Source organism: Mucilaginibacter sp. P1_D10 (assembly GCF_056406215.1).
Window position 1 is genome coordinate 18,996 of the sequence record NZ_JBFUAP010000014.1, and the last position, 22,338, is coordinate 41,333.

The 22,338-nt window shown below is 48.4% G+C and carries 7 protein-coding genes; 6 read left to right on the forward strand and 1 reads right to left on the reverse strand.

Going from position 1 to position 22,338, the window contains the following annotated elements; translation table 11 throughout:
• Positions 1 to 5 precede the first annotated feature (5 nt).
• Positions 6 to 3,755, reverse strand: coding sequence for a S8 family serine peptidase (locus tag AC1DYT_RS20585; protein WP_477471398.1), 3,750 nt, complete (start codon positions 3,753 to 3,755; stop codon positions 6 to 8).
• A 418-nt stretch (positions 3,756 to 4,173) separates the two neighbouring features.
• Here AC1DYT_RS20585 and AC1DYT_RS20590 point away from each other — a divergent pair, with 418 nt between their 5' ends.
• From AC1DYT_RS20590 to AC1DYT_RS20615, 6 genes are all read left to right on the forward strand, one after another.
• On the forward strand, positions 4,174 to 7,722 hold the full coding sequence (locus AC1DYT_RS20590) for a T9SS type A sorting domain-containing protein (RefSeq protein ID WP_477471399.1): 3,549 nt from the start codon (positions 4,174 to 4,176) through the stop codon (positions 7,720 to 7,722).
• A gap of 9 nt (positions 7,723 to 7,731) precedes the next feature.
• Positions 7,732 to 7,965, forward strand: coding sequence for a hypothetical protein (locus AC1DYT_RS20595; RefSeq protein ID WP_477471400.1), 234 nt, complete (start codon positions 7,732 to 7,734; stop codon positions 7,963 to 7,965).
• Between the two features lie 305 nt (positions 7,966 to 8,270).
• Positions 8,271 to 13,790: a DUF2341 domain-containing protein gene (locus AC1DYT_RS20600; protein WP_477471401.1), complete on the forward strand. Its 5,520-nt coding sequence runs from the start codon at positions 8,271 to 8,273 to the stop codon at positions 13,788 to 13,790.
• Positions 13,791 to 13,798: 8 nt separating this feature from the next.
• Positions 13,799 to 14,032 carry a hypothetical protein gene (locus AC1DYT_RS20605; protein WP_477471402.1) on the forward strand — a complete coding sequence of 78 codons (234 nt, stop codon included), beginning with the start codon at positions 13,799 to 13,801 and terminating at the stop codon, positions 14,030 to 14,032.
• Positions 14,033 to 14,418: 386 nt separating this feature from the next.
• Positions 14,419 to 21,387, forward strand: coding sequence for a DUF2341 domain-containing protein (locus AC1DYT_RS20610; RefSeq protein ID WP_477471403.1), 6,969 nt, complete (start codon positions 14,419 to 14,421; stop codon positions 21,385 to 21,387).
• A 261-nt stretch (positions 21,388 to 21,648) separates the two neighbouring features.
• Positions 21,649 to 21,804, forward strand: a complete 156-nt coding sequence (locus AC1DYT_RS20615; RefSeq protein WP_477471404.1) for a hypothetical protein — start codon at positions 21,649 to 21,651, stop codon at positions 21,802 to 21,804.
• Positions 21,805 to 22,338 lie beyond the last annotated feature (534 nt).

The following is a 22,338-nucleotide window of genomic DNA, read 5'->3' on the forward strand; positions in this document are numbered from 1 at the left end:
CGTTTTTACTTCACGATGATTATTTTTTTGGCGTAAGTTTTTTGCCCAAGTATTACACGCAAAATATAAGTGCCCGGCATCTGGTTGCTGGTGTTCACCGCCATGCTGAAATTGCCCGCGGCGACAGTTTGCTCTTGTCTGTACACTATCTGCCCCGCCGTGTTTACCAGTTCTATTTTTGCAGTACCCGCAGCCTTTGCCACAAATACAACATTAAGGTTATCAACCGCTGGCACGGGGAACAGGGTGAGGCCGATATCGGTGCTGGTATCCGGGTACTTGGCTACCAGCGCAAAAGCAAACTCATCTGACCGGCTTACGCAGCCGGTACTCAATGCCACTTCGGTGGTGTACTTGCCGCTTTGTATGGGCGCGTAGGTAGCACCCGTTGCACCGGCAATGGCCACTCCGTTCAGAAACCACTGGTTACCTTCGGCAAAGTTGGAAACCAGTGTATCAGCTGCCCGGGTAATTACCGGCTTGTTTAGCGTAGCAGGCAGCCGGGCGGCAGATGGGCAGCCCATGCTTTTCACATGCAGATCATAAAAATAGTAATAGAAAGCTTTGTAGTAAGTAGTATCGTTGGCGTTGGTGGGCGATACCGCCGTATTGCCCATAATGCTAAAGATGTTGCCTATTTTGAAAGGATAGCCCGTAACGCCGCCGTTATTGCGAAACACCGTTACCGAGGTATCATACGTTGGGGTAATAGCATACGTGCCCGCTGTGGGCAGGGTTAGGTTAAGGTTCACAAGCGTGCCCTGGTCGGCAGGGTCATCGGTTTGGGCGTTGGCGCCGGGGGGGGTGCGTGTGGCGGCAGCGTTGATGGTTGTGGTAGATACCGTTTCGCCGTTGGCATTGGTTACCGTAAAGGTTAGCTTGCCGGGGTTGCCGAAATACATCCGCGCGGTTTCAAGCACCACCGGCACATTGGTGTACACCACTACCGATGGGCCAAACTGGTTGTACCCTCCGCCGGTGAATGCGCTTTTAGTGGCGGGGCCAATGTTGCCGCTAAAATCATTCAGCCCGGCGTAAAAAGTGTTGTTGGTTGGCGTAACAGTGGTAGAAGCGATTGGCCCGAAAGCTATCGGCAAGGCATCCGTGGGCGATTTATACCAAAGCAGTTGCCCATCGCCGGTACCGTTGAGCAGGTAGGTATTATTGTTGTTGCACAGGTAGGCGCTTAGCGTACCCAAAGCCGGGGGCAGGCTTATGCTTACCGTACCTGTGGTTTTATTGTTGGCGGCAATAGGGTCTCCGGTGAGGTGGGTTTCGGCGGCGATGGTGTAGGTTGCACCCGCCACGGTGTTGAACTTACCCGAAAGCGTGTAATCTACCTCATCAAGCGGACTGATGGTACCCGTATAAACCTCGTTAAACGTTACCACGGTACTATTTGGCGAGGTAACCGTTACCGTAACCGGCACATTGCTGATGTTGGCGCTGCCATAATTCTTAAGCCTAACAGTTATGGCTGTGGCTACCGCGCAGGATGTGCCGTCTTCGGCATTTACAATGGCCGATACTCCTGCATCGGCAACGGGCTTGGCAAACTGCACGCGGTAATCCTGGGTTTCGCCCTTGGCGTAAGTACCGCAGGCACTTATGGTTGATGTGTCCGAAGTTTCGGTAAGCACTACGCGCAACAGGCCGAAATTACCGGGAACAACCGACAGCGGCACCGTGATATTACCGGTGTAAGTAGCTGTACCATTGACTACTGTGGTGGTAGCAGCCAGCTCGTCGGCCCCGAAGCCGCCGTCGCCGTTCCAGTCTACAAATATTTTGGCAGCCTTGTTGAAATTACCACCGCAGGTACCCAATGTAATGCTGAAAGGATAGGTTTTGGCCTGCTCTAATTGCAGGGTGAGGGCGGTATAATCTGAATAGCCGGTGCAGCCCGCCGCAGGCGTATTGTTTACGTTGGATAGGGTGAAATTATCCACCCGCGAACCTGCGGTAGACAGCGGTGCCGATGCGCAATAAGCTGCCCCGCCGATACCTGTGGCAATGAGCGAATACGCCTGGCTGCCCGATGATAGCGTACCCTTATGCGATACCGTGATGGTGTATGTTTTGCCCGGCGTAGCGTTAGCAATGTACACCTGCTCTATATTATCGCGGATGTTGTCGCCCGTAGTGGCCGTGGCCGATGGGTTAGCGGGGTTTAATACGTAGGGGCTGTAGGTGCTTGTGCCATCGCTTACGCGGATATCGAGGTCGTTCACCAGTTTGGGTACCCGGCTGTTGATAACGCCCTCTGTGGTTGGGGTTCCGGCGGGGTCGGTCCAGCAGATGGATACCGCCAGCGGGCCTACGCCCGATGCCGTAACCTGGAAAGTTTTGCTTTGCCCCTGCGCCAGGGTGTTCTCGCTGATGAGGCTTTTGCCGCCGTTATTGGTAATGGCCTGCGCGGCGGTGCGCATATTGAGCAGCCCCCAACCGTAAACATAATCGGGGCCAACGTTGCCTGCATCGAATGCGGTATGACAGGCCAGGCCCTTCAGCGTGGCGGATAGCATGAACGCCCCCGCATTTTTTTGTGCGTAATATTCCTGCAGCAGCAGTAATGACCCTGTAACATTGGGCGCAGCCATAGAGGTGCCCGATAGCGTAAGGTACGAATTTGGGCTGCTTACGCCCGTGGATAGCACGTTTTCGCCATCGGCAACCAGATCGGGTTTTATGCGGCCATCATCAGTTGGGCCCCAACTGCTGAAATATGAGACGGCCACATCGCTGCGGTTTAGCGGGCCATTCGGCAAAGGGCCTACCGCGCCTACGGTAAGTATATTTTTTGCATTGCCCGTGGTGCTGATGATATCGTAACCATCGTTGCTGCTGATGCCGGGCGGCCTCGCCCCTTTGTTGATAATGGCCGGGTTGGTTTTGGTAGCATAGCCGTAATACACCTCGCCCACGGCGGGGCCGTTGCTGCTGCGGCTGTTACCTGCCGATTCTACGATTAAATAATACGGCGCGTTATAGGCAATATTGTCCCAACTTTGCACACGACTATCGTAAAAGCCGAAGTTGTAGTCCTGGGTATCGCCGGGCAGGCCGTACCATTCCCAATGGCCCGCGCCGCTGTTGTACTCCCACCCGGCCACGTCGCCATAAGAGTGGTTAGAGAGCAGCAGGCCGGTTGCGGCGGCGGCGCTCATTTCAGATACGTCGTTATCAAAATCCCAGGAGTTTAATACCGCCATGTTGAAGGCCATGCCTTTTGCGGGGCCGTAAACACCTTTGGCCACCATGGTGCCGGCCACGTGGGTAGAGTGATCAAGCACAGAGGCATTATCTTTTGAGGCGATGGTTTTGCCCGCGAATTCTACGTGAGAACTGTACACCGAGCCGCCATCCCAAATGGCCAGCCGGTTGGCCAGGAAAGTGCTGCTGCCCGATAGGTTTAGGCCCAGCGCGCCGCCCGGTTGTACGGCATTGGTGCCGGTAGTGGCTGCCGCTATGGTATTGTTATGCGTAACCAAAAACACCGGGAAACCCAGGCTGTTGGTGCCTTGTAAAGTTTTGAGGTTGCCTGTTTTTGTTTGGCTGCGGATGGCCCATCCACGCCCTTTGGCCAGCGATACTGCCCTTTGCTGCCCGGCGGTAAAGGTTTGACCTGCCTGCACCGAAATACGCTCGAGCTCCTGCTTTTTGGCTGCGTTAACCAACGGCTTTTGCGCAAATGCCGGCGAAATACAGCAAAAAAGTAAAATATTGAGCAGTAGTACCGGGTAATGTTTTCCCATAAAATTATAAGCAGTCGTATGTACAAGTTTGCACATTTAACGGCGGATTAAAAAATGCCAAAACAGATAAATGTTCGGCCCAAAATAACGGCGGTCGGGGAAAAACGCACTCCAAATTTGTTTAAGGAATTTTATCTGAAAAAAAAATTCCTTTTCAAAGTAACGCAACTGTTATTTGTACTATATTTTTTTTCGTTAAACAATAATGTAATGTAATACAAATAACGAATGAGACATATTTTTCGCTAAGGTTAAGCTTTTTGGTGTATGGTGTACAATATCTTTCACATAGCGTTCCGTTGCAATTAATGTATTGATTTGCAATCATTTTTGCTAATTTTGCATCAAGACCAACCTAATTCTCGAAGCTTTGAAAAAAATATTATTTTTCTGTTGTATAATAATTGGAACGGCAAAAGTGTGCACAGCACAAATATTATTAAGTGATAATTTTGAAACATCGTTAAGTAACACGCCAACTACTACCACCAACCCTTTGTGGGTACAGGACCTCACAAGCTTCCCCATTGCAAGCAGCCCCGCTATAACACCTTTATCGGGCAGCTCGTCCATAACCACTGCAACCAATAATTCGCCCAACTATATTTATAACCAATACTCAAGCAACATTGGTAGCGTAAACAGGATATGGCGGCTGTTGTATAACGCAGATGGCATTTCTCCGGATAATAACGACCCACAAAACGGCAAGCAAAGCTGGAATTTCTTTTTAGCCGCCGACGGTAGCAACCCTAACTCGTGTTATGGCTATTACCTTACCCACCGCAACAACACTTTATATTTAAGGGTGAGAAAAAGTGGCGGAACGGCAGACATTGCCAGCTACAATATATCCAGCAGTACAACGTACTCTATAAAAGTTACCCGCAGGGCCTCTGACGGTTTTTGGACACTGTATGTTGATGCCGGAACCTCCGAGGCAACTACCAGCCGCGGAACAGGCAACAACACCGAGGCACCTATAAGCGGCAATATGTACACCGTATTGCATTGTAACGACAAAAACTCTTCAAACTCATTCACCTTTGATAACTATTCTATATCGTCGGCTTCGCTAACCTTTGGTTGCACCACGGCTGGTTTGGCTAATACCTTTTTATATGCCGGCGATGCTAACAAGGCTGTTTATAGTTTCCAAACTGTTACCACAGAGGATGTGCCTCTTAAAGTGATCACCATATCCAATACAGGATCGTTATCTAACGGGCAAATTTCCAGTTTTAAGCTGATAAAATCTACCAATACCACCTTTGGCGATGCCGATGATGTTGATATCACTTCTAACTTTAGCGCAAATAATAATGGCGGCAATTTTCAATTCAATAACAACAATACCGACGGCTACACGCTAACCGGTACAAGTTCATCATCAACCGCATACTTTTTCCTGGTGGTAAGCATGAGTTCGTCTTTTGTTAACTCCAGCATCGCTTCTACTTTTTCTATGAGTTCGGCAAGTAGTTCTATACAGTATTCTGCCAACCATGCTGTAAATACTGCCTCCTACAGTTGTACGGGCAATACCTATAGTTTCGGCAAAAATTATGATTGGTCGGGCAACGCAGATCTAATATCGGGTTCACCGGATCTTAGGTGGTCATCCAACAAAAACTGGGTTTACAATGCGTCGGGCAGTGTTGCCAACGAAGCACCGGGGCAATATGATAAGGCGCGTATCGGCAACAGTGCGTACACTGTATCCGGCAGGCAGCCTGTATTATCGGCCACTACAACTATCGGCGACATCCTTATCGGCGCGCTCAACAGCCCAACATTAGACCTTAGTACATTCACTTTGAATGTTAGCAACAGCTTTACCATGAACTCTGGCGCTACATTTACGCTTAACGCGAGCGGCGCAAGTGCAGGTACGCTTACCGTATCAAATTTGTCAGGGTCATCTTCCATGGCCTCCACAGCCACTTTAACACTGGCCGGCAGGGCAATACTCAACAACAGCTCGGGCACGTTTACCTTAAAATCCGATGCAAGTGGCTCAGCTACTATCGCCAATATACCAAGTACCGCATCGGTTACGGGGACTTACGCCGTGGAGCGTTTTTTCACGGGCGGGTCGGTTTCTGCAAACCGTGGTTACCGTATGCTCTCATCCCCTGTAAACCAAACCTCGGCAACATTTGCAAATACCAATACGTACAGCCTGTCGTTTCTTAAAAACGGTGCATTTACCGGCGGCACGGGTGGAACGGGCAGCGGTTTTAGTGGTACAAGCGCAGGCCCAACCCTGTATCTTTACAAAGAAACCGTTACACCAAGCAATGCAAGCTTTACATCCGGCAAACACTTAGGTATATCAACTGTAAACGCATCCACTTTGGTATTGTCTGATGGTTCAACCGTATCCCTACCAGTAGGTAACGGTTACCTGTTTTATTTTGTAGGGCCAGCTTCCCGTACCTCGGGTTCATCGGCAATTGCACCGGCAGACGCCACTACCACCTCTACAGGATATATAAACCAGGGTACATTCAATGTAAATTTATGGTACACGCCGACAAATGGTGTCGGCAAATTATCCTACACAGCGGCATTAGCAGCACCCGGGTTTAACATGGTAGGCAACCCTTACCCCTCCACTATCGACTTAAATACGGTGCTTACCGATAATAACAACGCTACTACCGGCATAATCGCTATTTATGAATTAAACTCCCGCACAGGGGGTAGCAATCAAAATTATGTTGTTTACACAGCATCGGGCAATTCGTCGCCTATGGTACAAGGTTACGCAGTAAGTGGCGGCGGCTTTATTGTTACCGCCAAGAGCGCCACGTCGGTTTTAACATTTAAAGAATCGCAAAAGTCAAATACGCAATTAACCGGTAGCAGTTTAATCATGAGTGCTCCAAATGCCCAGGCAATTACTGCAGATGGTATGCTTATGCCAGGGGCCCTAACTGTATCTCAGAAAAAACTGATGGCTGCGCAGCCGCCTGCAACAAGCGACGCGTTAACCGGGTTTTACATGAAAATGGAAAAGGATAACCTGCTTTATGATTATTGCGGCATTTACTTTAAAAATGGCTACTCGGCCAAATATGAAAGCGGGGATGCCGTTTACCTGGCCGGGCCAACTGCCCCGGTTAGCATGACGAGTTTATCATCCGACGGGGTAAAAACATCCGTTAACCTTTTACCCGATTACCACAACGGCAGCCGGGTTAAGTTAAATGTAGCAGCTAATGCCACCGGCATCTATAACTTAAAACTGGAGGGTGTACGCAACATAGATACCCTGTACGATATTTACCTGATGGACCACTTTAAGAAAGATTCGTTGGATATACGCCGCTACGGCACCTACGTGTTTAACCTGGTGTCTACCGATACCACCACCTTCGGTGCCAACCGTTTCGAGCTGGTGATACGCCGCAAGCCAGTGCCCCAGTACCTGCTGACTGATTTTGCAGGCGCGAAGCTTACCGAAGGCGTGAACGTTACCTGGAAAACCGTTAACGAAAGCAACTACACAGGCTTCACCCTCGAAAAACTGAACGCGACCACTAACCAATACGATCCGCTGTATGATAAGCAAAGCGATGGCAGCGCCAGCTACAGCTTTATAGACCACGCGCCAAGCTCGGGCAACAACACCTATCGCCTTAAACAAAACGATATCGATAACCGCATCAGCTATTCGCAGCCTATCACCATCTTCTACGATAAGAATGCGGCCAAAGGCTTGTTCAGCGTGTTCCCTAACCCAACGGTAGAGGTAATTAATGTGAGCATCCCGGCTACACAAGCCTCGGCTAATTACCGGTTCCGTTTGTACAATTCATCGGGCAGCCTTATTATGCAGCGGTCATCAAACACCGGCAATTGGACACAGAACGTTGGCAGCCTTAAAACCGGTGCCTACATCGTAGAAGTATTGAAGAGCGATGGCGTATCGTTAGGGAAAGGGAAGTTCATCAAAAACTAATAAACATAGATGGCAGCTGTGAAAAACAAACACCAGGCTTTCAACAGGATACTGCTAATATTACTGTTATTTACCAGTTTGCCTTTCATGGCTCTTGCTCAAGGCGACCCTCCGGCTGATGGCTGCGACCCATACGATGGCTGCAACGTACCATTAGACAATTGGGTGCTGTTATTAACCATAGTAGCTATTGCCTATGGCGCATACACCTTACATAATAAGCAAAAAAGACCTACTGCTTAAAATCAACCGGAATAATCTCCCCCCTGATGAAATAACAAAGCCCTGTCCGGAAAAAACGGACAGGGCTTTGTTATTCACAATGTATTGATATATTGACAAATACAAAATAATATAGTTAGATTTATAAAATAGTTAGCTTAAACCTTAGTAGGCCTGAAACCATAATCGTTTTTAACACGTACAATCATAAAACGGGCCACAAATACTGATGGATAACTTTAAGGGTATCTGATAATTATATCATTAAATTAGCTGACCTAAATTTTTGCGCTATGTTTATCACATTTAATTAACCACGATATTTAGTGAGGATATTTTTACCAGGTATAGTTTTAGCCTTTGCCTTTCTGCTTTTAGCGGGGGGCCGGGCTATTGCGCAAAGCCCGGCAGCAGGTACGGTTACGTTTTCGAGCCAGGTAACCACTAATTTACCCGTTGTAGCGTCTATAGGTTATGCTACGTACCGTTCCGATGCCACAAGCCAGGCTACAGGCCAGGGTTTTGAGTTTGCGATGAGAGGCACCGCCGCGGCAAGCTTACAAATTTCAGATAACGGCTCCGGAGGCGGTCAGAATTTAACCTTTAGCCGCTCAGCAACCAGCTTAAACATCACCGACGTGCGCATCAGGAGCGCCGCTACATCATCAACCATCCGTGATAATGATGCATTGTTGAATACGCCCGGTGGGCAGTTCGATGCTGTTTCAATGCAGTTTACCTTGATAAACAACGCAACAGCCGGGGTAGTTTTCACCTTTACAGGCTATAAGGACGGTGTTGTGCAAGGCACTCAAACCGCTACATCTTCTACCACAGCCGGGAGTTATACTACCATTACCTTTAGCGCCGCCTTCAATGATGTGGACGATATTCAGATTACCGGGTTTGGCACAGGTACAAGTACCAACGCGGGTCAAACCGGTATCAGGATAGATAATATCGCCACAACAAATGCCGTACCTACATTTTATTATGAAACCCCGCAAGTACTTACGGCTGGTGCTGCAGCCTCTATAAGCCCATTTCAAACAAGCAACGGTACCTTTACCTACGCTATTTCATCAACCCCCTTACCCGGCGGGCTCACTTTCAATACTACAACTGGTGCAATAGCAGGAACGCCAACCGCCGGTACTACTTTTGCAGCCACCACTTATACGGTTACCGCCACTAATTCGGCCGGTAGCAGTACAAGCTCTGTCAGTATAGCGGTTGTAAACGCAGCGTCGTCTACTGTGGTTGATGTCAATTCGGCAACCAATACCATGCCGGAGAACTCCTCCGTTGGTACTACGGTGGGGTTAACTGCTTACTCCAACTTCCTTGGCAGTAATTTGGCAGCGGGTAAAACGGCAACGGCAACAAGTGTAGAAAACTCTACCTCTTTCACCGCCAACTATACTACAGACGGAAGCACTACTGGTAACCGATGGAGCAGCGCGTATTACGATACGCAGGATCTGACTATAGATCTTGGCGCAAATTATACGATAGGCGGTGTGAATCTTTATTGGGAAGTAGCACTCGGCAAAGATTTCCAGATACAGGTATCTACCGATAACATCACCTATACCACCATTAAAAGTGTTTACAACAATACCAGTTTCAATAACGTTTATACCAATTTAAACAGCGGGGGAGTGTCTACCATTGGGCGGTATGTAAGGATGCATGGGATAAACCGCGGCACGCAGTATGGTTATTCGCTTTACGAGTTTGAGGTTTACCCGCCTGCTACGATCACTTATTCTTTTACGGCAGGTGGTAATCCCAGTTCGCTTTACGCCATTAACAGTTCTACCGGGGTGGTAACCGTAAACAATGCGGCGATCGATTATGAAACGGCAACATCGCGCAGCGTTACCATACAAGCCACAGACGGCACCACAACTACCAGCGCCTCGTTCAGCATTGCTATTACCAACGTAAACGAGGCACCGACAATTACCTCTAACGGCGGCGCCGCTACGGCATCTATTTCGGTAACAGAAAACACCACGGCTGTAACTACGGTAGTAGCCACGGATGTTGATGCCGGCGACACCAGGACCTACAGTATATCCGGCGCGGATGCGGCAAAGTTCACCATAACCACGGGCGGGGTGTTAACCTTTACCAGCGCGCCCAATTATGCTTCTTTAGGCTCGGCCGCCGGTACCAATGCCTATACGGTTATTGTAACGGCAACAGATGCCGGGGGCCTTACGGATGCGCAAACGCTTACGGTAAACGTAACCCGTACGTCGTTTCTATCGCCTTATGCTTACCGCATACCTTTAACACTTAATACCGTAACGGCGGCTACCACTTACACCATTACCTCTAATCAAACCAGTTTCCCGGTGCTGGTAAGGATATCCGATGCTTCTTTGGTTTATAGCAGTACAAGCTGTACCAATAAAGTACAATACCCTAATGGCCCCGCTTACGATTTTGCGTTCACCACCAATACCTCATCTACCGAACTGAATTACCAGGTAGAAAATTACGATCAGGTTAACGGTGTGCTGCTGGTTTGGGTGCAGGTACCCAGCTTAACCTACCAAACCAATAACGGTCTCTATTTCTATTTCGGCTCGGCTACTTCTACGGCAGCTACGCACACCACTACCTTCTATCAAAACACCTGGGCCAGCGATTACAAAGCCGTGTTCCACTTCAACGAATCAACCTACACCGGTTCGGTAACAGACGGAACGGCCGGCGGGCACACAGGCACCACTACCGGCATGACATCGGCAGATTTGATTGCCGGCAAAATAGGCACTGCATATTCTTTCGATGGCTCTACAAAGCGCATAGCATCTAATGCGGTTACCATTACCAGCGCGTTTACGCTTTCGGCGTGGGTGTATGTAACAACTATAAACAAAGACCAAAAAATAATGACCAACCAGGCCGCGGCCGGTGGCACTTCAGGCGGCTATAAATTAGGAGTTTTCACAGATAATACTGTAGAGGTAGAATCTGGAACGGCTATGAGCCGCGGCAGCACGCCCGCAGCACCAACTTTTGCAGCCGGTGCATGGCACTATGTACAAGGCGTTTATACCGGCAGCAGCTTATTTAATTACGTTGATGGGCAACCCTATAAAGTACTTGCTACAACTACCAACCCAAGCTCCACAACACCGCTCTATATAGGCGTAGGCGAGGGCGGCAATACCTATTACTTTGCCGGCACAATTGATGAACCGCGCGTATCTAACATTGCCAAAAGCAACGATTGGATAAAATTTGAGTACGCCAACCAAAACAGCCCAAGCACTTTTACAACTGCCGGTTCCTTCACTACCGATGCTACTAACGTATTAACCATCCCCGGCGGCGTAATTTATACCTATTCGGGAGGTACGTACACCGTAAACGTTGCGGGCGTATCTTTATCGCCTACCAATAACGGCAAAGAAAGTTTCGTCCTTGGATCGGGCGTTACCCTGGGTGCTGCCTCTAATCTTTATTCGCTAACCATCAACTCGGGCGTAACAGTCGCCCTGAACGGGCAAACCATAAACTGTGGCTGCAACATCATAAATAACGGCACCATAGCCTATAATAGCCTTAATGCATCTACCCTTAATTTCAACGGTACTATGGCAGCACAGAGCTATACCGGCACCTCGGCCATCTATTCATCGGTAGGTACGCTAAAAATAAATAATACCACGTCGGGCGCAACACTCAATATAAACGGCGGCCCGCTTGATGTTTATAACCTTATTACCTTAACCGCCGGCTCCATAAACGTAAACAGCCTGGCTACGCTTACTTTAAAAAGCTCGGCAACGCAAACCGCTGCCGTTGATATCATAACCAGCCCGTCTACCAACAAAATAACCGGCTACGTAAACGCAGAGCGTTTTTTAACCGGCGGGGCTTCGGCAGCAAACCGGGGGTATCGTTTAATGTCGTCGCCGGTGAACCAAACATCGGCAACGGTAGCCTCTACCAATACTTTCGGGCTTAGCTACGTTAAAAACCACACCTACTTAAATGTTGCTTACCTGGGTGCTTTCACCGGCGGCCCGGGCGGCACAGGCAGCGGCTTTAGCGGCAGCAGCAACGCTCCTACCTTTTATTTGTATAAAGAAAGCCTGCCTTCAAGTAACACTACTTACTTATCGGGCAAGCACGTAGGTATATCTGCTATTACCACCAGCGGCAGCACCACCAGTACCACGGTGGGTACCACGGCAACCGTTACCACCACACATACAACCGATGCAACGGTAACCACTTCTGTGCCTATAGGCAACGGTTTCTTGTTTTATTTTGTTGGCCCAAGCAACCGCACCAGCGGCAGTGCCAGCGGTACCAATCCTACGGCCGGGCCACCTGTGGATGCCACCATAACCGCCAACGGATACCTTAACCAGGGCACGTTTACGGTAAACCTTTGGTACACGCCAACAGGCGGCGTTGGTAAATTATCCAACTCGGCATCAAGCTTACCGGGCTATAATATGATGGGTAACCCCTATGCATCTACCATAAACCTGGCAACAGTTTTATCAGATAATACGGCGAGCATAGATGGTATTTACATGCTGGGCACAAAAACCGGCGGCACATCGCAAAACTACGTAACTTATGTGGCTGGTGGCACTTCATCGCCAACGGCGCTGGGTTATGCGGTAAGCGGGGCGGGTTTCATAGTACACGTTAAAACTGGCGTAACTACCGGAACATTAACTTTTAACGAGGCACAGAAAGCACCCACCCAACAAATAACCGGTACGGCGTTAATTATGAGCGCACCAAGGGCCGATGCCATGACCGTTGACGGTAAAATGGGCAATGGTGTATCGCAAGGGGTAATGGCCCTGCCGGTGCAACAAGGCGCACAGCCCATAACCGGCCTGTACATGAAAATGGAAAAAGACAGCCTGGTGTACGATTATTGCGGCATCTATTTCAGGCAGGATTATAAAGCCAAATTCGGGGACGGCGACGCGCTTTACCTCCCCGGGCCTACCAATATCATCAGCATGGCCAGCCTATCGGCCGATGGCGTGAACACCGCCGTAAATCTGATGCCCGATTACCATAACGGCAGCCGCATAAAACTGAATGTAAACGCCAGTGCAACGGGCTTGTATCATATAAAGATAGAAGGTATTCGCAATATAGATACGCTGTATAATATCTTCCTGATGGATAAACTGAAGAAAGATTCGCTGGATATGCGCCGCTATGGCGATTATGCCTTCAACCTGGTTAAAACCGATACCACTACTTTCGGGGCCAACCGTTTCGAGCTTTCGATACAGCGAAGGCCTATAGTGCCTTTCGTGCTGGCTGCCTTTACGGGCAATAAAGTTACCGGTGGCGTAAAGCTGGATTGGAAAACTTACAACGAGAGCAATTACACAGGTTTTATCTTGGAGAAACAGAACAGCAAAACGGGCCAGTTTGAGCAGATTTATGAAAGGCAAAGCAATGGCTGCGGCAACTACAGCTTTGTAGACCCGGCCCCGAATGCCGGCAATAATATATACCGGTTAAAAGAAAACGATATCGACGGCAAGATAAGCTACTCGGCCAACGTAACCGTGTTTTATGATAAGATAGGCATAAAAGGGCTGTTCAGTGTTTTTCCTAACCCAACGGCAGAAGTGATCAATGTAAGCGTACCCGATAATCAATCGTCTGCTACTTATAAAATGAGGCTTTACGATACAGCGGGCAATTTATTGCTGCAAAGGGCATCTAACACCAGCAACTGGACACAGAACGTAAGCGGCCTTAAACCCGGTGCCTACATTGTAGAGGTTTTGAAAAGCAATGGGGTGTCGTTAGGCAAAGGGAAATTCATCAAAAATTAATAACATAGATGGCGGCACTCAAAAACAAATACCGAGCATTCAACAAAGTACTACTATTACTACTGTTGCTTACCAGTTTGCCGTTCATGACTTTTGCGCAGGGCGATCCACCGGCCGATGGCTGCGACCCATACGATGGCTGCAACGTACCGTTAGACAATTGGGTACTGCTATTATCCATCGTTGCTATTGCCTATGGCACCTATAGCTTACATAATAAGCAACAAAGACATGTAGCTTAAAACTAACCAAAATAATCTACCACGGCTACATACAGGAGGCCCTGTCCGCAAAAACGGACAGGGCTTTTTTATTGATAATATTCTGATATAGCTACAAATATTTAGTTGAAGGAAAATAGTTAAAGTTTAAGTGTATTCAGCCGAATACTATAGCTGGTTTGAAGTGTTAAAAAGGCGATAAGTTTCATTCGGTAACACAAAGGATATCTGATAATTACACCATATAACGTGATGCCGTATTGATTCTTGCGCTAAACCAACTTTTTGGCAACCGCCCCTGGTGATAATATTTAACCATCGAGAAAAAACAGGCCTGATAATTGAAACATTTAACCTATTATGTTCGTTTTAATAAATAAAACAGCCGTTCCTTTTAACATTAACCGATGAGTGTACGTGTACTTTATTTTTATTTGTTAATGGCTCTGATGATGCTGGGGAATCATGTGGCTGCCCTTACTATAACCTATAGTCCCTCAACCAATGTTTATACAGTAGGTACAGCTATTACAACCCTTACGCCTACCGTTGGCAGCGGCCCGGTTGGGGCTTTTGGCTTTGGCACCGCCACAGCACTTACCGGTGCTACTTTAAATAATCCCCGTGGAATAGCTATTGATGCTTCGGGCAATATTTATGTAACCAACAGCGGCAATAATACCATCAGCAAGTATAATTCAGTTGGTACGTATTTAGGTACCTTCGGAACAGGCGCTACAATGTCGTTTCCAAAAGACCTGGTTTTTGATTCGCAGGGCAACGCTTACGTGTTAAACCTGGGTGCTACGCCTGGTACAGGCAGCGTATATAAATATAACTCGAGCGGCGTTTACCAATCTACTATACTTAGCGGCTTAAATTACGCGCTGGGAATTACTATTGACGCCTCGGATAATATCTATATTGCAGATCAGGGCGCTGTTACGGTAACAAAATACAGCACCAGCGGCACGCTTTTACTTTCGTTACCAACTACCAATTTTAGCACCCCTCTTGGGGTGGCTACAGATGCATCGGGCAACATCTATGTGTTGAATAATGGCAGCGGCAATGTCACCAAATATAATTCGGCCGGCACATTTCAATCAACCTTTCTTAGCGGGTTTACATCGGCGCAGGCCATAACCATTGACGGTGCCGGCAATATCTATATATCTGATAATGCGGCTACTAATGTTGTTAAGGTGTATAATTTAAGCGGCACATTGCTTACCAGCAGAACGGTTACAGATGGACAGGGGATTGCCGTTGACAAAAGCGGGAACATGTTTGTATCAAGTTATTATTCTAACCAGATGAATAAATTTGCACCAACCGGGGGGTATTTTTTGAGTGCCAGCTTACCGGCGGGTTTAAGCTTTAACAGCTCTACAGGCGCTATCAGCGGCACGCCAACAGCTGCAATGGCTGCAACCACCTTCACCGTTACAGCCTATAGTGGGGCCACCGTTGCAACTACTACCGTTACTATAACCGTAAACCCAACCGCCCCTACCGGTACGGGCGGTTCAACCTGTAACTTGGGCACAGTAACGCTTACGGCTTCGGGCAGCACGCCATCTGGCGGGGTATATTCCTGGTACGCGGCGCTTACGGGCGGCTCTGCATTGACAACAGGTGCAACATATACTACGCCAACCATAACGGCTACTACTATTTATTATGTAAGTTATACACAAAACGGCGCAACAAGTACCCCCCGTACTGCGGTAACGGCAACCGTAAATGCCTCGCCCGCCATAGCCACCGCGCCTACAAGCCCTACGGCTAGCTTATATCTTTCTTATCCCTTTACCGGTAACGCCAGCGATGTATCGGGCAACAGCAATAATGGCACACTGCAAAACGCCCCAACAAGCACTACAGATCGTTACGGAGTAGCGGGCAGCGCTTATAGCTTTAATGGTACAAGCCAGTATGTTAGCACAACTACATCTACTGCATCGCCCGGCCCGCAAATTTTTTCTATCAGCGTATGGTTTAAAACCAGTTCAGCGGGTGGCAAGCTGGTAGGCTTCGGTAACCTGCAAACCGGATCGAGCACAAGTTATGACCGTCAGGTTTTTATGGGCAACAGCGGGCAAATTTATTTTGGGTTGTATATGTCCGGTACCCTTAAAACTATAAATACTGCTGCCTCTTATGCAGATGGTAGCTGGCACCATGCTGTGGCCACCGAATCGACTACTAACGGAGCCAATCTGTATGTGGACGGCGTGCTGCAGGCCACTGATGGTACATTGACAAATTCCCAGTCGTATGCTGGCTACTGGCGGATAGGCTATGATAATATGGCGTTCTGGGGAACCGCTCCAACCAATTATTATTTTAACGGATCATTGGACGATGTGGTTATTTATAAAACCGAGTTAACCGCCGCACAGGTTTATACTCTGTACGGGGGCGGCAGCGCGCCGGTGTGCGTGGGCAGCACCATGACATTACAAGCCAATACGGTGGCCGGCGCTACCTACGCCTGGACAGGCCCCAACAGCTTTACCTCGGCTTTGCAAAATCCAACTATAGCCAGCGCTACTACAGCAAACGCGGGGGTATATACACTTACCGTAACCGGTGCAAACGGCTGTACATCGCAGTTAAGTGTAACAGGCGTAGTTAACAGTTCGGGGCCAGCGCTTGCAAGCGTACCTACAAGCCCAGCTGCGGGCTTATACCTTTCATACCCGTTTACCGGTAACGCCAGCGATGTATCTGGCAACAGCAATAACGGCACGCTGCAAAATTCGCCTACGCTCACTACCGATCATTACGGCGCTGCAAACAGCGCCTATAGCTTTAATGGTACCAACCAATACGTCTCCACAACTACATCTATCGCATCACCCGGCCCGCAAAATTTCTCCATAAGCATGTGGTTTAAAACCAGTTCGGCGGGGGGCAGGCTGATAGGTTACGGCGCAAGTCAAACCGGAGCGAGCGGTAATAACGACCGCCATATTTACATGAACAACGCCGGGCTTCTTTATTTTGGCCTTTACCCATCGGCCTATAAAACTATAAATACCACCACGGGCTATGCCGATGGCAGCTGGCACCATGTGGTTGCCACCGAATCTACCACCAACGGGGCCAACCTGTATGTAGATGGTGTATTGCAGGCTACTGATGCCACCATGAAAACCTCGCAATCTTTTGCCGGCTACTGGAAGATTGGGTATGATAATATGGTCAGCTGGCCAAATGTCCCTACCAGTTTATATTTTAACGGGTCGTTGGATGATGTTGCCATTTATAATAGCGAGTTAACGGCTTCGCAGGTTTACGCTTTATACGGGGGCGGCAGCGCGCCGGTGTGTGCAGGCAGCACCATGACCTTGCAAGCCAATACGGTAGCCGGTGCTACCTACGCATGGTCGGGGCCAAACAGCTTTACCTCGGCTTTGCAAAACCCTACTATAGCCAGCGTTACTGCTGCAAACGCCGGGGTGTACACACTTACCGTAACCAGCACAAGCGGCTGTAGCTCGCAACTGAGTGTAACAGGGGTGGTAAATGCCTCGCCATCGGCTACATTTACCGCTACCTCAACAGTTAGTATTAACTCTGCAGCAAGCATTACTTATACAGGAACAGATCCTTCAACATCCACCTACAGTTGGGATTTTAATGGCGGTACACCTTCAACGGGTACAGGCCAGGGGCCCTTTAATGTGCAATGGTCCACAACAGGCACAAAAACAATAACGCTAAACATCACCAATGCCAACGGGTGTTCAAATAGTTCAACACAATCAGTTACGGTGGTTTCCTCATACGGCAACTACGCCTTCCAGGATGCCATTACGCTAAACACAACTTCGCTTGGTATTACCTCAAACCTTACCAATTTTCCGGCACTGCTAAGTATACAGGATAACGATTTGATCATTTCAAATACCTGTGCCGATAAGGTACAAAACCCAAACGGCCCCAACTATGATTTTGCATTTGTAAGCGGTGCCAGCGAGTTGTATTACCAGGTAGAAAGCTATAACCAAACTACCGGCACCTTATTGGTGTGGGTACAAATACCCAGTTTAACGTATGCGGCAAACAATGCCATAACCTTTTATTTTGGATCAAAATCTCCTCCGGTAACGCATAACGCCGCGTTTTTTGCGAATACCTGGGCAAGCGACTATCAGGCCGTGTTCCATTTTAACGAGGCAAGCTATACAGGTTCGGTGGCAGATGGTACCGCCGGCGGGCATACCGGTACAACAAGCGGAATGACATCTGCCGATCTTGTTACCGGTAAAATTGGCTCCGCCTACAGCTTTAACGGATCGACTAAAAAAATTACCACCAACGCCGTATCAGTTACCGGGGCTTTTACCTTATCGGCCTGGGTTAAATTAGGGGCTAGCGGGCTCGATCAAAAAATAATGACAAACCAGGCCGCAACGGGAGGCTTCTCCGGCGGCTATAAGCTTGGTGTTTTTACAACTAATTACCCGGAAGTGGAATCGGGCATTGCTTCCAACAGGCTCACTACACCCAACCCTACGGCTTTGGCCAGCGGCACCTGGTATTATGTACAAGGTGTTTACACCGGTACAACGCTTAGCACTTATGTAAATGGAGTAGCCTATAAAACTTTAACAATCACCAATAATCCATCGGCCAATGCAAGCTTTTATATAGGAGTTGGCGAAGGAGGAGGAACCAACAACTTTAATTTTAACGGGGTAATTGATGAACCCAGGGTATCAAATGTGGCCAAAACAACCGATTGGCTTAAAGCAGAATATGGCAATCAAAATAACCCGGTAACATTTACAACTGTTGGCGCAACATTAACCAATATTACCAACGCAGCGGCCATACCCGGCGCCTTAACTTATACCTATAAAGGGGTTACGGGCACTTATACCGATGCTGCCAACTGGGATAACACTACCGCCGGAACAACCAACCAGGCACCTGCCTTTGATGGCACTGCCAATTTAATTATCCCTACCGGAACAAGCATTGCACTTAACAGTGATGCTGCTGTTTACGGGCTTACCCTAAGCGGAACGGCCACTGTAAGCCTGAGCGCCAATTTAAGCGTTGCCTGCAATATATATAACCAGGGTACCGGAAAAATAGACTGGAATAATTTAAACACATCAAAAATAACCTGGAACGGAAGCAGTGCTGCCCAAAGCTACAACGGCTCAACATCTACCGGGTATGCCCATGTGGGTACCATGGAACTGAATAATTCTGCCGCCGGAACCTTAACCATTAACAATGATACTTTGGCTATTTACAGCCTGCTGACGATCACCAAAGGGAACCTGGTGGTTGCTACCCCCGGCACCCTTACTTTAAAAAGTTCGGCAACGCAAACCGCCGCTGTAAGTATTATTACCAACCCCGCGTACAAAATAGATGGTTACGTAAATGTAGAGCGCTTTTTAACAGGGGGTGGTTTGGCAGCAAACCGGGGGTATCGTTTAATGTCGTCGCCGGTGAACCAAACATCGGCAACAGTAGCCGCTACCAATACCTTCGGGCTTAGTTATCTTAAAAACCATACCTACTTAAATATTACCTACCCGGGGGCTTTCACCGGTGGCCCGGGCGGCAACGGCAGCGGCTTTAGCGGCACCAATACTACGCCCACTATTTATTTGTATAAAGAAACGCTGCCATCAAGCAATACTGGCTTTTTAACGGGCAAGCACGTGGGAATCGCGGCCATCACTACTAGCGGCAGCACCACCAGCACCACAGTGGGTACTACGGCCACCGTTACTACCACACATGCTACCGACCCTCCCGTTACCACCTCTATACCTATCGGCAACGGCTTCCTTTTTTTCTTTGTGGGGCCAAGTACGCGTACAACCGGCAGCGCCAACTTTGGCGGCCCACCTACCGATGCTATCCTTACCGCAAACGGATACCTTAACCAGGGCACCTTTACAGCTAACCTGTGGTACACGCCAACAGGCGGCGTTGGCAAGCTGTCTAACTCGGCAGCAAGTTTGCCGGGCTACAACATGATGGGCAACCCCTATGCATCTACCATAAACCTGCAAACGGTTTTAACAGATAATACGGCAAGTATAGATGGTATTTACCTGTTGGGATCCAAAACGGGCGGCACCGCCCAAAACTATGTCGCCTATTCGCCAGGGGGCACATCGTCGCCAACGGCGCTGGGTTATGCGGTAAGCGGCGCGGGCTTTATAGTGCACGTTAAAAGTACGGCGGGCACGGGTGCAAGCTTAACTTTCAATGAGGCGCAGAAAGCGCCTACGCAGCAAATAACCGGCACCGCGTTAATTATGAGCGCACCAAGGGCTAATGCCATGACCGTTGACGGTAAAATGGGCAATGGCGCATCGCAAGGCGTAATGGCGTTGCCTGTGCAGCAAGGCGAACAGCCCATAACCGGGCTATACATGAAAATGGAAAAAGACAGCCTGGTGTATGATTACTGCGGTATCTATTTCAGGCAGGATTATAAAGCAAAGTTCGAAGATGGCGATGCCCGGTATCTGAGCGGCCCAACCGAAACCGTGAGCATGGCCAGCCTATCGGCCGATGGTGTGAAGACCGCCGTGAACCTGATGCCCGATTACCATAACGGCAGCCGCATAAAGCTGAATGTAAACGCCAGCACAACGGGCTTGTATCATGTAAAGATAGAGGGCATCCGCAATATAGATACACTGTATAATATCTACCTGATAGATAAATTTAAAAAGGATTCGCTGGATATACGCCGCTATGGCGATTATGCCTTCAACCTGGTTAAAACCGATACCACTACTTTCGGGGCAAATCGTTTCGAACTCTCGATACAGCGAAGGCCGATAGCGCCTTTCGTGCTGGCTGCCTTTACGGGCAATAAAGTTACCGGCGGCGTAAAGCTGGATTGGAAAACTTACAACGAAAGCAACTATACCGGCTTCGCCCTGGAGAAGCAAAACAGCAAAACAGGCCGGTTTGAACAGATTTATGAAAGGCAAAGCAATGGCGGCGGCAACTACAGCTTTGTAGACCCTGCCCCAAATGCCGGCAATAATATATATCGCTTAAAAGAGAATGATATCGACGGCAAGATAAGCTACTCGGCCAACGTAATCGTGTTTTATGATAAGATAGGCATAAACGGGCTGTTCAGCGTTTTCCCTAACCCAACGGCAGAAGTGATCAATGTAAGCGTGCCCGATAATCAATCGTCTGCTACTTATAAAATGAGGCTTTACGATACAGCGGGCAATTTATTGCTGCAAAGGGCATCGAACACCAGCAACTGGACAGAAAACGTGAGCGCCCTTAAACCCGGCGCCTACATTATAGAGGTGACAAAAAGCAATGGTGCATCTCTAGGCAAGGCCAAATTCATAAAAAGATAATAGGTGCAACCGGCGCAGGCCAGGGTTGTAAGCTGATTGTGAATCTGTAGATGCTTACCCAGTGCCTCCCGGGCTTTAGCAGCGGAGAGAAACATTAGGCTGGCTTATAGCAGCGGCTCATGTGATAGATTTGAAAAAAACGACAGAACATCGTTTGGAAAACGTTAAATTTGTAAAAATCAATTGAAGATGAGGGGGCGTAAAAATTACTTGAAATTTATCTGTGTACCATTAGTAGCATTATTGTTGATGATGCCAACTATGACATTTGCACAAGGCGACCCCCCTGCCGATGGCTGCGACCCTTACGATGGCTGTAACGTACCGCTGGATACCTGGGTTATACTGCTTGCCGTAATTGCTGTTGCTTATGGGGCATATCGCTTGCACAGCAAGCAACGCGCGACCGCCGTTTAATTCCCATACTTGTAAACACTGCATTCTTTATTTCCTGCCGCCCTTTGTGCACACAATGCACAAAATGAACACGCGTTGTCGATATTTTACAACGCATTGATAATGTACAACATAGCCCATAAATTGTATAACCATACGTTTTGGGGTGTCGCAACAGCAGAAACCTTCAAAAAATTGCACACGTATAACTACACAAGTGCAAACCAATTCCACTTCAAAAAGAGTAGGCCCTTCAAATTAAAATAAGAGCGGCTGTGCAACAGGCTCCTCCTGTTACCTCCAACCATTGGTATTGCGCGATACACTATTATCGATTGCCATGGTGAAAAAAAATTACTCCCCTTTGGTATCCAGCTCCAATACGCCCGCTTAAAAAAACAGTTAACGTTTTCACCAGCTACCCAAAAAGCGGGAATATTGCAACTATCGCTGCATCAGGCCAAAGCGCTCATTTGGTAAATATTACCGAACCTCAGGAGTATTTTACGCGTATAATAACTAATCGCTGTTGATTGCACGTTGTACGGTAATTTG